The following is a 12447-nucleotide window of genomic DNA, read 5'->3' as shown; positions in this document are numbered from 1 at the left end:
CAGGCGGCAATGGGTCAGACGGTATCCAGATAAAGGTCTAGGATTTCCTGTTCCGACAACTCGCCCAGATAATGGAGTTCTTGGCGCTTCGTCATCACAAGGTTGTCAATCAGTGTCCGTGGAAAGACACGTTCCGCAAGGAAAGACGTCTCGAACCGATCAATGGCTTGGGCCCATGTATCGGGGATCTGCGCCATTTCCTGTTCGTAAGCGTTGCCGCTGATGGGCGGCGGCGGGGTGAGTTTGTCCTCAATCCCAACCAGAGCCGACCCCAGCACTGCAGCGAGGAACAGATAGGGGTTCACATCGCCCCCTGCCACGCGGTGTTCGATCCGACGTGCAGCGGGGTTACCCCCTGGCACGCGGATTGACGCTGTGCGGTTGTCGTAGGCCCAGCAAATGCCCGTTGGAGCATGGCTTTCGGGCACCAGACGCGCATACGAGTTTTCATGCGGTGCAAAGACCAACGCCAGATCAGGGATGCCACGCAGACAGCCCGCGATCGCGTGCTTGAGCGTATCCGTGCCCTCAAAGCTGCCATCGGCAAAGACGTTATTCCCGTCCTCATCCACGACCGAGAAATGGACGTGCAGACCGTTGCCTGCGTATTCCTCATAGGGTTTCGCCATAAAGGACGCTGCCATCCCGTGTTTACGGGCAAGACCACGCACAAGCATCTTGAACAGATAGGCGTCATCAGCGGCTTTCAGGGCGTCGGCCACGTGGACGAGGTTCATTTCGAACTGGCCGACACCAACCTCAGAGGTCGCCGCCTCAGTTTCGATCTCCATCAGGTCGCAAGCGTCATAGAGGTCGTTAAAGAAGTTATCGAAGGCATCCAGCGCACGCAGCGACAGGATTTCGCCACCCGCGCGGCGTTTTCCTGACCGAGGGCTTTTCGGCTGCTGGATTTCTTTGCCACTGTCATCGATGAGGTAGAATTCCATCTCGAAAGCAACAACAGGTTTCAGGCCCAACTCGGCATAGCGTTTGACGACACGCGACAAGGCGTGGCGCGGATCACCGTCAAACGGCACGCCCTCTTCGGTGAACATCCACATCGGCAAAAGCGCCGACGGTGTCTGAAGCCACGGCATTGGAACATAGCCGCGCTCGGTCGGGAAAAGCATCCCGTCGGGGTCGCCAACTTCGAAAACCAAGGGGCTGTCTTCTACGTCTTCGCCCCAGATATCGAGGTTTAAAACGGACAGCGGGAACCGCATGCCTTCGGTTTCCATCTTACGCGCAAATTTTACAGGGATGCGTTTGCCCCGTGCCTGACCGTTAAGGTCGGCAGCGCCCGCGCGAATGCTGCGGATATGCGGATTCTCGTCCAGCCAACTACTCATGTCTCACCCGTTTAAGAGGGCCGTTGACAAGGCAATGGTACGGGGTGGCGCGCGGAATACGCAGCCACGTCACAGGTCCATGCCCTTGGCCCTTCATTGATCGGATCAAACCCCGTCGCTTGGGTTGTAGCTGCCGCTCGCGCGGACCCACCCGGTAAATTTGATCAAATTATGTATACTACCGGATCAGATTTAGACGCAAGCGTATTTTAGCACGATTTGTTTGCGGCAAATGGCGGTTAAGCTGTTTGTTGATCAGCCCGAAGGTGCCGATCACGGTCAGCGTCAGTAGGATAAAGAACCCAGCGAGGATCGGGTAAGGGATAAACGGGTTGAACGTTTTGTCCGCAAAATAGCTCGCGTAATAGAGCGCATCACCCATCTGGCTGCGAGCAGGAAAGCCCGACATGAAAACCAGCGTTGTGGCGTGGAACAAGAAGATCGCTTCGTTCGTGTAGGCAGGCCACGCGAGGCGGAGCATGGTCGGGAAGGTGATCCGACGGAACCTTTTCCAGCCCGACATGCCGTATGCATCTGCGGCCTCAATATCGCCTTTGGGGATCGACATCAGTGCGCCGTAAAAGATCTCTGCAGAATAGGCCGCCGTGTTGAGGAACAACACGATCAACGCGCCGAGCCATGCCGAGGTCAGCGGGGTAAAGATCGGATAGGCGCCCTTGAGGCTCTGGAAGGTAAAGTAGGCAAAGAAGAACTGGATGAACAGCGGCGATCCACGGAACACAAAGATGAACCATTCAGCGGGTTTGCGGAACATCGGGTTGTGGTGCGCTTTGCCAACTGCGGTCGCCACGGCCAAGAAGAACCCAGACACCAGCGCCAAAAGGCCAAAGTAGGTGTTCCAGATCATCCCCGATCCGATCAGCACGACCTGCTGACAGATGGTAAAATTATCACGCGGCAGCAGCCGTTCGCCAATGCCCAAGCTGCGCAAGCCGTAGTCCGATAGGATATCCCAACAGGTCATGCTGCGGCCTTTCTCTGGGCTTCGCCAGCGGCGGTCGCTTGACCACGTGTGAGGCGCGACATGATTTTATCGAGCACGACTTCGGACACTTTGGTGAAGCCGAGATAGAAGACCAAGAGGGCGAGGAAATACCACATCCGCCAATCGCCGTGAGGGTATTCGGTGAACTTTGCGGTCTTAGTCGCGCCGAGCTCGCGGGCCCAATACACGATGTCCTCAACACCGAGGAGGAACAGCAGCGGCGTGGCTTTGATCAAAACCATCCAGAGGTTCGACAGACCGGGCAGGGCGTAGACCCACATCTGCGGGACCAGCACGCGCCAAAAGGTTTGGCGCTGTGTCATGCCGTATGCCTCGGCCGTTTCGAGCTGGGCATGTGGCACGGCCCGCATTGCGCCCGACAGAACGTTCGCTGCAAAGGCCCCAAACACGATCGCAAAGGTGAGAACGGCAAGAGAGAAGCCGTAGGTTTCATGCACCCACTGTGGGGCCGTCCCCAAGGGTAGCTTTGCCTCGGGGCAGACGACGAAATCGTTGCCCTGTCGGATCGGCATATCCCAGTCGGGACATTTCACCTCGTGCCGTATCCACTCAAAAAACTGATCGAGCGCGATGACGAAGAATAGGAAAAAGGCGATATCGGGCACGCCTCGAACGATCGCGGTATATCCCTTCCCGAACCAAGCAATCGGAAGGATACGCGAGCGTGCGGCGCTTGCCCCTGCAAAGCCGAAAAACAGCGCAACAGGTGCTGTGATGGCCAGCAACAACAGGACCGTCCCAATAGACCAGTAGATCCCCAGATGTTTGCCTGTGATCAAATAGCAGCTGAGCCATTCGATGCCTTCGAGCGAGGCTGGATCGGAACAGAAACTGAAAATAGCTGCCACCGTCTGTTGAGAGGATAGAGAAAACGGGGCGACTGGTGTCAGTCGCCCCGCGGTATTTAGGTCAGGCGATTAGAACTGCTCGCCGATTTCCCATTTAGCGATCAGCGCGTTGAGCGAGCCGTCTGCTTTCATCGACTGGATCGCAGCGGTGAATTTGTCGCGCAGTTCGGTATCCGACTGACGAACGCCCATGCCAACGCCGCCACCGATGAGAACGTCGTCACCAGTGAATGCGAGGTCTGCTTCGGCTTCTACGACAGGAGCAAGGAACGCTTTGTCAGCGAGAACCGCATCAGCTTCGCCGTTGCGAACTGCTGCAATCGACTCTTCCGGAGTCGCGAACTCGAGCAGGGTTGCGCCCATTTCAGCAACGTAAGACGCCTGAATGGTTGCAGCCTGTGCTGCGATCACTGCGCCAGCGAGGTCAACATCGTTGCCTGCAACAGCGACGAATGCCGACGGATCAGGCTGGGTGTAGTTTTCGGTGAAGTCGATGACTTGCTTACGCTCGTCGGTGATCGACATGCCAGCGATGATGGTGTCGTAGTTGCCCGATACGAGGTTCGGGATGATCGAATCCCAATCGTTGGTCACCCACTCACAGGTCAGTTCAGCGCGTGCGCACAGTTCGTCGCCCAGCTCGCGCTCGAAACCGTCAACTTCGCCAGCGTCGTTGATGAAGTTGTACGGAGGGTAGGCGCCCTCGGTGCCCATGCGAACGGTTGCGCCATGGCCTTCAGCCAGAGCTGCGCCAGCGGCCAGCGCGGCAATCGCGGTGCTGAGGATAAGGGTTTTCATTGGTCTCTCCCAAAGGTTGGTGGGCTGTTGCCCGTGGAATCGCCCCTTAACGGGACTTTGTGGTTGTCTGTGTGACGCATCGTGCCAAAATTGACCATCGGGTCAATCAGCACGGCCCCTTAATGGAGCGAATGCGACAAAAATTGTTGGAGACGCTCGGATTTCGGCGCTCCAAAGAGCGCATCTGGTGCGCCTTCTTCTTCGATCAAGCCTTGGTGCAAGAACACGACATGATCAGAGATATCCCGTGCCATCCGCATATCGTGGGTCACAATCATCATCGTGCGGCCTTCTTCGGCCAGTCCGCGGATCACTTTCACCACTTCCTGCTCTAGCTCTGGGTCCAGAGCCGAGGTCGGTTCGTCAAACAATAGCGCCTCAGGCTCCATGCAGAGCGCGCGCGCGATTGCCGCACGTTGCTGCTGCCCGCCCGACATCTGCGCTGGATAAACATCGCATTTGTCGCCGATGCCCACTTTATCGAGATACATCCGCGCCTTTTCTTCGACTTCAGCTTTGTCACGGCCCAGCACGGTCACAGGCGCCTCCATCACGTTCTGCAGAACGGTCATATGCGCCCAAAGGTTAAACTGTTGGAACACCATCGACAGGTTCGTCCGAATACGAAGCAGCTGTTTGCGATCCGCAGGTCGACGCAGCAGGCCTTCGCCTTTCCACGCAACAGGCTCACCCTTGAACAGGATGTCGCCTTTTTGGCTGTCTTCCAAAAGGTTGGCGCAGCGCAACAGCGTCGACTTCCCTGACCCTGACGAGCCAATGAGCGAAATGACCTGTCCGGCCTCGGCGCTAATATCCACACCCTTGAGCACCTCCAAGGCGCCATAGGCCTTGTGTAGGTTGCGAATTTCGATGACGGGGCTGTTCAAAGTCACGGCGTCTGTATTCCCTGTTTGGCTGCGGAGTAGTGCGGAATTTTCTGTCCAGCGCAACGTCCATTATGGGTTGACGTTAGGGCCACTCGACCGATTTGCGCAATCCATTTGCCCGTTTTGTGCATTTTGCTCGCTTAAGGTGCGATTAGTTTTTCGTAATCGCGATACGGATGCGGTTGCTGTCCTGATCGGTAAAACCAAGCAGCGGCGCGACCATCCGCATCAACGCGTCCTCATGCTGGTCCCGTGAACCGTCAGTCAAAACGACCTCCCACATGGCACGCACCACGGCTTCGCGGTCGTCCAGCGGAATGGCTTCTTTGATCACGCGGGTGAAACGAACAGTGTCAGGCGCCTCGGCCTCAATCGTTTCGCATTCCTCGCGGAGTGCCTTCGCCTCTGCCTCATTCAGCCCAAACCGAGCGCCCAAAATCCGATCAATCCGCGCCTTTTCGTCGGGGGCGTAGTGGTTGTCGGACCGCGCGATCCGAACCAAAAGCGCACCGATCGCACGGCGGGCATCCACATCGGACAGGGGGTCTTGGGCGGGGGCGGTCAGACGCCGCAGGAAATCAGCTATCATAAGAGAGGTATAAGCCCCTGTAGACCCGTGGGAAAGTCCCGCTCACGCCAAAGTGCCAAAGAGCTTGGATAGACGCGCCGATTCTTCGGTGAACCCATAGGGCGCATTCACCACAAACATCCCCGATCCGATCATGCGGTGCCCGTCGCGCGCAGGCGGGAACTTCACCTCGTGTCGAATTCCATCGGGAATTGCCTGTTCTAACGTGCGCAGCATTGGCTTATGCGGCCCATCCTTGAGGATCGGATACCAGAGCATCAAAACGCCCACGTTCCACTTTTTGTGCACCTGCACCAAAAGGTCCGCCATCGTTTTGTAGTCGTCTTTGATCTCATAGGGGGGATCAACGAGCAGCACACCGCGCCTTGGATCTGGCGGCAAGATGGACTTCGCATATTCCACGCCGTCCCGTTTTACCCGAACTGCACGCCCCGCCATCAACTCGTCAAGTGCTGCGAATTCCTTGGGGTGCAACTCGGCCAACTGAAGGTTGTCCATCGCCCGCAGAACACCAGCCGCAACCAGCGGCGATCCAGGGTAGGCGTCGCGCCCATGTTCATCACGAACACTCTTCAAGACCTTCGCATAAGGATGATCCGGCTTGAACCAACCCCGCTCTTCCGCAACCGCGATCCCTGCGGCCGCTTCCCCTGTCTTCAACGCTTCAAACGACCCAAGATCATAAAGTCCGCGCCCCGCATGGGTCTCAACATAGGTCAGCGGCTTATCTTTCTTGGTCAGATAGGCCAGCACCCAGGCCAATAGCGCGTGCTTTTGCACATCAGCTAAATTTCCAGCGTGATAGATATGTTGATAAGAAAGCATCGCCCTGCCTTTGTGCCCCAAATATCCCGGGGGAGTCTGCATCGCAGACGGGGGCAGCGCCCCCAATGAAACACGGCGCCCTAAGGCGCCGTAATCCGTTAAACCAACCGCGAGTTTTCGACCGCGGCCCGAACGAAGTCCGCAAACAGCGGGTGCGGTTCGAACGGCTTGGATTTGAGCTCTGGGTGGAACTGAACGCCGATGAACCACGGGTGGTCTTTCCACTCAACGATTTCAGGCAGACGACCATCGGGCGACATACCAGAGAAGCACAGACCTGCCTCTTCCAGTTTCTCGCGGTATTTTACGTCGACTTCATAGCGGTGACGGTGACGTTCTTCGATTTTGGTCTCGCCGTAGATGTTCGCCACTTTGGACCCATCGAGGAGCGTCGCGTTATAGGCGCCCAGACGCATCGTGCCGCCCTTCGCGTCATCCGCTTTGCGGGTCACGGTGTGGTTGCCCTGAACCCACTCTTTGAGGTGGTAAACAACAGGTTCGAAACGCTTTTCGCCTGCTTCGTGGTCAAACTCTTCCGACCCTGCTTTGGCGATGCCAGCCGCGTTGCGTGCTGCTTCGATCACCGCCATCTGCATACCGAGGCAGATGCCCAGATACGGGATGTTACGTTCACGTGCGAATTGCGCTGCTTTGATTTTGCCTTCGGTGCCGCGTTCGCCAAAGCCACCCGGAACCAGAATTGCGTGGTAGCCCGACAGGTGCTCACCAACGTCTTCGCGGTCGAATTCTTCTGCGTCGACCCAATTGACGTTGACCTTAACGCGGTTCGCCATGCCACCGTGAACCAGTGCTTCTTTGATCGACTTATAGGCGTCCTCAAGCTGCACGTATTTCCCAACAATCGCGACGTTCACTTCGCCGTCGGTGTTGTGAATACGGTCTTGAACGTCGAGCCAACGATCGAGGTTCGGTTTCGGTGCGGGCGCAATGCCAAAGCAATCGAGAACTGCCTGATCCAGACCTTCGCCGTGGTAAGCCAGCGGAGCCTCATAAATCGACTTCAGGTCGTAGGCTGCAACAACGTGCTCTTTGCGGACGTTACAGAACAGGGCGATCTTTTCGCGCTCACGCTCTGGGATCGGCTGTTCGGAACGGCAGACCAGTACGTCGGGGGCCAGACCGATGGATTGCAGCTCTTTAACAGAGTGCTGGGTCGGTTTGGTTTTCAATTCGCCCGATGCAGCGAGGTAGGGCAGCAGCGTCAGGTGCATCAGAATGCATTCGCCACGCGGTTTTTCGTGGATGAACTGACGGATCGCTTCAAAGAAGGGCAGGCCTTCGATGTCGCCCACGGTGCCGCCGATTTCGCAGAGCATGAAATCAACTTCGTCTTCGCCGATGCGGATAAAGTCTTTGATTTCGTTGGTGACGTGCGGAACCACCTGAATGGTTTTACCCAGATAATCGCCACGACGCTCTTTTTCGAGAACGTTCGAATAGATGCGGCCCGACGAAATAGAATCGGTCTTGCGGGCAGGAACGCCAGTGAAGCGCTCGTAGTGACCAAGGTCGAGGTCGGTTTCTGCACCGTCGTCGGTCACGAACACTTCGCCATGTTCAAACGGGGACATCGTGCCTGGGTCAACGTTCAGGTAGGGGTCAAGCTTGCGCAGGCGGACCGAATAGCCACGCGCCTGCAACAGCGACCCGAGAGCAGCAGAAGCAAGCCCCTTGCCGAGGGAGGACACAACACCACCAGTAATAAAAATGAAACGTGCCATGGTCAGGCATCCCCCGTGAGTCAATCCGAAATCATGTGGAAACGCTGTCCGAATCTATCGAACAAAACGCAGTATCACGGGAGTTAAGTATAACCGGAATCGCCCCGCGAACGCAACCGGGTACGCAACATGATGTTGGGGCAAATGCCCCAAAACCTATACGTAGTGGTAAGGCTTAGTTTGCAGGTGCCGGCGGCAGAGTGCTGTCAACCGACGGCGGAAGCAGGTCGCTACCCAAGCCCGGCAGTGCAGGCGCATCAGCCGCAGGGGCATCTTCGACCGCAGCAGGAACCGCAGTATCAAGTGCAGACGCGGTGCTTGCGTTCTGCTTTGCGATGATTGTCAGGGTGATCGAGGTTACGATAAACGCAGCCGCCAGACCCCAAGTCACTTTACCCAGTGCAGTTGCCGCACCACGAGCAGAAACGAGGCCATTGCCGCCGCCGCTGCCCATGCCGAGGCCGCCGCCATCAGACTTCTGCATTAGCACAACGCCAATGAGGCTGAGGGCGAGGATCAGGTGGATGACCAGTACGACGCTTTCCATAGGGCTCTTCTCTGCACTTTCGTGAACGGTGGGTATCTAGAAGGTCAGTGCGTTCCCCGCAACCCCTCAACGTGACCGAGTGTCGGTTTTCTGCAGTCTTGCACCTTTGACGGGTAAGTCAGCACATTAAATTGGACGAAACACGCATTCGTATCGGTTCTATGACAGATTGCGGTTTCCTGCCTCGTTCTACCCCGTTATACGGGCGCGGGTTTTGAGCCGGAAATCGAGGAGACTCAGGTATGGCCAACGTAGTTGTCGTCGGCGCTCAGTGGGGCGACGAAGGAAAAGGTAAGATTGTAGACTGGTTGTCGGAACGCGCTGACGTGATCGCGCGTTTTCAGGGCGGTCACAATGCAGGCCATACGCTCGTTATCGACGGTAAAGTCTATAAACTGCACGTGCTGCCGTCTGGCGTTGTGCGTGGCGGTAAGCTTTCGGTTATTGGTAACGGTGTTGTTCTTGATCCGTGGCACCTCGTCAAAGAGATCGCAACCGTTCGTGAGCAGGGCGTGGAAATCACGCCAGAAACGTTGATGATCGCGGAAAACACTCCGCTGATCCTGCCGATCCACGGCGAACTCGACCGCGCTCGCGAAGAAGCCGCAAGCCAAGGCACAAAGATCGGCACCACCGGTCGCGGCATTGGCCCGTGCTATGAGGATAAAGTAGGCCGCCGCGCAATTCGCGTTGCTGACCTCGCGGATGAGGCAACCCTCATCGCCCGCGTTGACCGTGCACTGCAGCACCACAACCCGCTCCGCAAAGGTCTGGGTATGGAAGAGGTCAACCGTGACGACCTGATCCAGCAACTCAAAGACATCGCTCCGTCGGTTCTGGAATTTGCGGCGCCTGTTTGGAAGGTTCTGAACGAAAAGCGCAAAGCTGGTAAGCGTATCCTGTTTGAGGGTGCACAAGGCGCGCTGCTCGACATCGATTTCGGCACATATCCGTTTGTGACCTCCTCGAACGTTATCGCAGGTCAGGCGGCAACGGGCGTTGGCATTGGCCCGGGTTCGATCGACTATGTTCTCGGCATCGTCAAAGCTTACACCACCCGCGTTGGCGAAGGTCCGTTCCCAACCGAACTGCACGACGCTGATGGCGACCGTCTGGGCGAACGCGGCCATGAGTTTGGCACCACCACTGGCCGTAAGCGCCGCTGTGGTTGGTTCGACGCTGCTCTGGTTCGCCAGACCTGCGCGACCTCGGGCATCACTGGTATTTCGCTGACCAAGCTGGACGTTTTGGACGGTTTCGAGACGCTGAAAATCTGTGTGGGTTACGACCTCGACGGTAAGCAAATGGATTACCTGCCGACCGCAGCCGACGAACAAGCGCGTTGCACACCGATCTACGAAGAAATGCCGGGCTGGTCGGAATCGACCGAAGGCGCACGGTCGTGGAACGATCTGCCCGCAAATGCGATCAAATACGTCAAACGCGTTGAAGAGCTGATTGAATGCCCTGTGGCGCTTCTGTCGACCTCGCCAGAGCGTGACGATACGATCCTTGTTACTGACCCGTTTGCTGACTGATGGACTATAAGAAACGGAAACGCCTGTCGCTCTTGATCCTCATTGTGGGGATGCCGCTCTATGTCATTTTCGCGGTGACGGTGATGTCGAACATCGACCGCCTGCCAAAATGGTTAGAGCTGCCCACTTACGTGATCTTGGGTCTTGCATGGGCGTTGCCGTTTAAATGGGTCTTTCTCGGGATCGGCAAAGAAGATCCTGATCAGAAATAAGCACTCGCGATATCAAACGTAAAAAGGGGCCGGAAAACCGACCCCTTTTTCATTCTGTTGTGCCCTTATCCGCGAGCGGCGCGGGGCTCGGGGCGGAACCGTGTGCCTTCGGCGACTTGGAACCGACCGTTGCGGACCTTGCTGATACGACCCTCACGCAGGAGCGTGCCGAATACGCGCAGACCGTCTTCGCGGTTAAAGTCGTCGTCTTGCAGAACCTCACGGACCTTTTTCATCACATGCGGACGCGAGAATTCCTCGTGACCTTCGACGAAAGAGGTATAAGCCGCTGCCGCTTCGAGAAGGTCGGGCAGGCTATGCGCACCCATTTCTTCGACATAGTCGGCAAAGCTCTCTGCATCGCGGGCATCAATCGTTGAAACCGGTTCTGTTGCGACACGGCGCGGACGCACGGGTGCGACGGGACGAGCGGGGGCGGCCTCTTCGGGGGCCAGATCGACGCGCTGGGCGGCAACCAGTTTGAGCGGCGCAGGACGCGGACGCTCTGTGCGGGGCTGATCGTCGCCACGTTCGGCGCGACGTGGCAGGACGCCACCAGCGGTCGGACGTGTCGGGCGAACTACCGCGCTCAGGTCGCTACGGAAATCGGTCTCTTCGTCTTCTTTCGATTTGACCGGCTCACCCATGCGGCGGGCCGCTTCGGTCGCAGCAACTGCGGCCTTCAGGTGGCTCAGCGTGCGGCGACGCAGATCGGTTTCCGGCGCGCGAAGCTGTTCGTCCGTGCGGTCCAAGATACGGGACATGTCACGGGCGTCAGCCTCGGGTTCGCGGTCCAGCAGGGCGCGCGCACGTTGGTCGGCACGCGCATCTGCAACTGGCTCTTCGTCCTCATCCTCGTAGTCGTCTTCCATCACGAAAGCGTTCTGCGATTCGATTTCGTCGGCGTCAAAGTCGTCTTCGTCGTCATCCAGCGCGGACAATTCACGCAGGAGGTCGGCTTCTTCTTCGTCAGAGAGCGAGCTATCCGCGTCGAAATCAATGTCGTCCGCACCATCCAAAGAGGCGAGGTCGAATTGGTTTGCTTCGGCTTCGTTCGCTTCAACCTCGGCCGCGGCGAGTTTGGCCATAATGCTGGCCTCGACAATATCCGCATCGTCGTAGGTTTCGTCGTAGTCGTTTGCTGTGGTGTCATCGGCCCAGTCTTGGACCTCTTCGACAGGCTTTTCGGTCGGTGTCGCAGCAAGCGCAGCAGCAACAACGTCCTCATCAGCTTTGTCAGCCACCGCTTCGATGGTGCCGTTATTCAGCGCGCGGTCAAATTCCGAACGTTTCAAACGGATCACGCGAGTGCGGCGGAGCGGGGCGGCCTCCTGCGGCGATGCCACATCGGCAACAGGAGCAGACTGTTGCGCAACGGGTTCAGCCGCAGGGGCGTCCTCACCAATCGTGTCCTCTGGTTCATCAAAGGTCACTTCGGTCTCTGCAATCGACACATCCATCGGCGCCACCTGAGCTGGCGCTTCTTCCGTGGCATCAATAACAGAGCCAAGGTCAAAGTCCTCTTCGGGTTCGGAGGCGTGAATGTCTTCGATGTAATCGGATTCGCCAGTCGACGATTTGCCAACGACAGCGCGGATACGCTGAAGTTTCGCGGCAACGCTTTCGGACATTGCGGGCGCTGGGGCGGGTTGCGGCGCAACTTCTTCCACGACCTCAGGTGTCTCGACGGGCGGCGGCATAACAGGTGCCACGCTCGGCGCAACGGCCTGCGGTTCCTCTTTTACGGGTTCGGCAGCGCGATTTTCCGAGGCCGCCAAAGCAGCCGCACGCAACACGATTCCAGATGATTCCATACGGGCTTCGACCCGGCGCGCAATTTCGTTTTCGGCAATGCGCGCCAGCATTTCTGCATCCGGTGTTGGGGGTTCAGCCCCAAAATATCTATCGTCCGCCGCCAGATCGCGGAAATATTCCGCAATGGCCTTCATCGTGTCGAAGGAATCATCGAATCCCTCAAGTGTGCACGCGAAGGTTCCGTAGGAGACGGTTAAAATCTTGCTCGATCCAACCATAACTACATGCGCTCGCTTTCTTTCCCCTAGTCCAGTAATTCACTCTCTGACG

General features: G+C 57.4%; 12 protein-coding genes. 2 read left to right on the top strand and 10 right to left on the bottom strand.

Translation table 11 applies throughout. The features are described from left to right. Positions 1-14: 14 nt before the first annotated feature. The 9 genes from AC07ED_RS10445 to secG all read right to left on the bottom strand — a co-directional run bounded on the left by AC07ED_RS10445 (position 15) and on the right by secG (position 8612). Positions 15-1349: a glutamine synthetase family protein gene (locus tag AC07ED_RS10445; RefSeq protein WP_067549992.1), complete on the bottom strand. Its 1335-nt coding sequence runs from the start codon at positions 1347-1349 to the stop codon at positions 15-17. Between the two features lie 178 nt (positions 1350-1527). Then, positions 1528-2334, bottom strand: coding sequence for an ABC transporter permease (locus tag AC07ED_RS10440; protein WP_105235730.1), 807 nt, complete (start codon positions 2332-2334; stop codon positions 1528-1530). After that, the gene (locus AC07ED_RS10435; protein WP_105236389.1) at positions 2331-3215 is read right to left on the bottom strand and encodes an ABC transporter permease; all 885 of its coding nucleotides are present in this window, start codon (positions 3213-3215) and stop codon (positions 2331-2333) included. Before AC07ED_RS10435 ends, AC07ED_RS10440 begins: the two co-directional genes overlap by 4 nt. 78 nt (positions 3216-3293) lie before the next feature. Further along, entirely contained in the window at positions 3294-4022 is a 729-nt protein-coding gene (locus AC07ED_RS10430; RefSeq protein ID WP_105235729.1) for a transporter substrate-binding domain-containing protein, read from the bottom strand. Positions 4023-4141: 119 nt separating this feature from the next. Further along, positions 4142-4915 (bottom strand): ABC transporter ATP-binding protein, encoded by a 774-nt coding sequence (locus AC07ED_RS10425; RefSeq protein WP_105235728.1) that lies wholly within the window; start codon positions 4913-4915, stop codon positions 4142-4144. A 145-nt stretch (positions 4916-5060) separates the two neighbouring features. Continuing rightward, positions 5061-5498 (bottom strand): tellurite resistance TerB family protein, encoded by a 438-nt coding sequence (locus tag AC07ED_RS10420; RefSeq protein WP_105235727.1) that lies wholly within the window; start codon positions 5496-5498, stop codon positions 5061-5063. A 42-nt stretch (positions 5499-5540) separates the two neighbouring features. Further along, the gene (locus AC07ED_RS10415) at positions 5541-6323 is read right to left on the bottom strand and encodes a 23S rRNA (adenine(2030)-N(6))-methyltransferase RlmJ (RefSeq protein WP_105235726.1); all 783 of its coding nucleotides are present in this window, start codon (positions 6321-6323) and stop codon (positions 5541-5543) included. A 98-nt stretch (positions 6324-6421) separates the two neighbouring features. Continuing rightward, entirely contained in the window at positions 6422-8065 is a 1644-nt protein-coding gene (locus tag AC07ED_RS10410) for a CTP synthase (RefSeq protein ID WP_105235725.1), read from the bottom strand. Positions 8066-8240: 175 nt separating this feature from the next. Further along, positions 8241-8612 carry a preprotein translocase subunit SecG gene (secG, locus tag AC07ED_RS10405; RefSeq protein WP_105235724.1) on the bottom strand — a complete coding sequence of 124 codons (372 nt, stop codon included), beginning with the start codon at positions 8610-8612 and terminating at the stop codon, positions 8241-8243. A gap of 242 nt (positions 8613-8854) precedes the next feature. On the opposite strand from secG, the gene AC07ED_RS10400 reads away from it, so the two are divergent. After that, positions 8855-10150: an adenylosuccinate synthase gene (locus tag AC07ED_RS10400; RefSeq protein ID WP_067549976.1), complete on the top strand. Its 1296-nt coding sequence runs from the start codon at positions 8855-8857 to the stop codon at positions 10148-10150. Beyond that, positions 10150-10362 (top strand): DUF2842 domain-containing protein, encoded by a 213-nt coding sequence (locus AC07ED_RS10395; protein WP_105235723.1) that lies wholly within the window; start codon positions 10150-10152, stop codon positions 10360-10362. Before AC07ED_RS10400 ends, AC07ED_RS10395 begins: the two co-directional genes overlap by 1 nt. A 65-nt stretch (positions 10363-10427) precedes the next feature. On the opposite strand, the gene AC07ED_RS10390 is transcribed toward AC07ED_RS10395, so the two are convergent. Then, positions 10428-12311, bottom strand: a complete 1884-nt coding sequence (locus tag AC07ED_RS10390; protein ID WP_158664545.1) for a hypothetical protein — start codon at positions 12309-12311, stop codon at positions 10428-10430. Positions 12312-12447 lie beyond the last annotated feature (136 nt).

Source organism: Aestuarium zhoushanense, assembly GCF_056431045.1.
The sequence above is the reverse complement of the archived record's forward strand: the minus strand, read 5'-3'. Positions and strand labels throughout refer to the sequence as shown.

Excerpts from the sequence above, each read along its gene's own strand:
- AC07ED_RS10445 (WP_067549992.1), bottom strand. The coding sequence starts at position 1,349 with ATGAGTAGTTGGCTGGACGAGAATCCGCATATCCGCAGCATTCGCGCG.
- AC07ED_RS10440 (WP_105235730.1), bottom strand. The coding sequence starts at position 2,334 with ATGACCTGTTGGGATATCCTATCGGACTACGGCTTGCGCAGCTTGGGC.
- AC07ED_RS10430 (WP_105235729.1), bottom strand. The coding sequence starts at position 4,022 with ATGAAAACCCTTATCCTCAGCACCGCGATTGCCGCGCTGGCCGCTGGC.
- AC07ED_RS10420 (WP_105235727.1), bottom strand. The coding sequence starts at position 5,498 with ATGATAGCTGATTTCCTGCGGCGTCTGACCGCCCCCGCCCAAGACCCC.
- AC07ED_RS10415 (WP_105235726.1), bottom strand. The coding sequence starts at position 6,323 with ATGCTTTCTTATCAACATATCTATCACGCTGGAAATTTAGCTGATGTG.
- AC07ED_RS10410 (WP_105235725.1), bottom strand. The coding sequence starts at position 8,065 with ATGGCACGTTTCATTTTTATTACTGGTGGTGTTGTGTCCTCCCTCGGC.
- secG (WP_105235724.1), bottom strand. The coding sequence starts at position 8,612 with ATGGAAAGCGTCGTACTGGTCATCCACCTGATCCTCGCCCTCAGCCTC.
- AC07ED_RS10400 (WP_067549976.1), top strand. The coding sequence starts at position 8,855 with ATGGCCAACGTAGTTGTCGTCGGCGCTCAGTGGGGCGACGAAGGAAAA.
- AC07ED_RS10395 (WP_105235723.1), top strand. The coding sequence starts at position 10,150 with ATGGACTATAAGAAACGGAAACGCCTGTCGCTCTTGATCCTCATTGTG.
- AC07ED_RS10390 (WP_158664545.1), bottom strand. The coding sequence starts at position 12,311 with ATGAAGGCCATTGCGGAATATTTCCGCGATCTGGCGGCGGACGATAGA.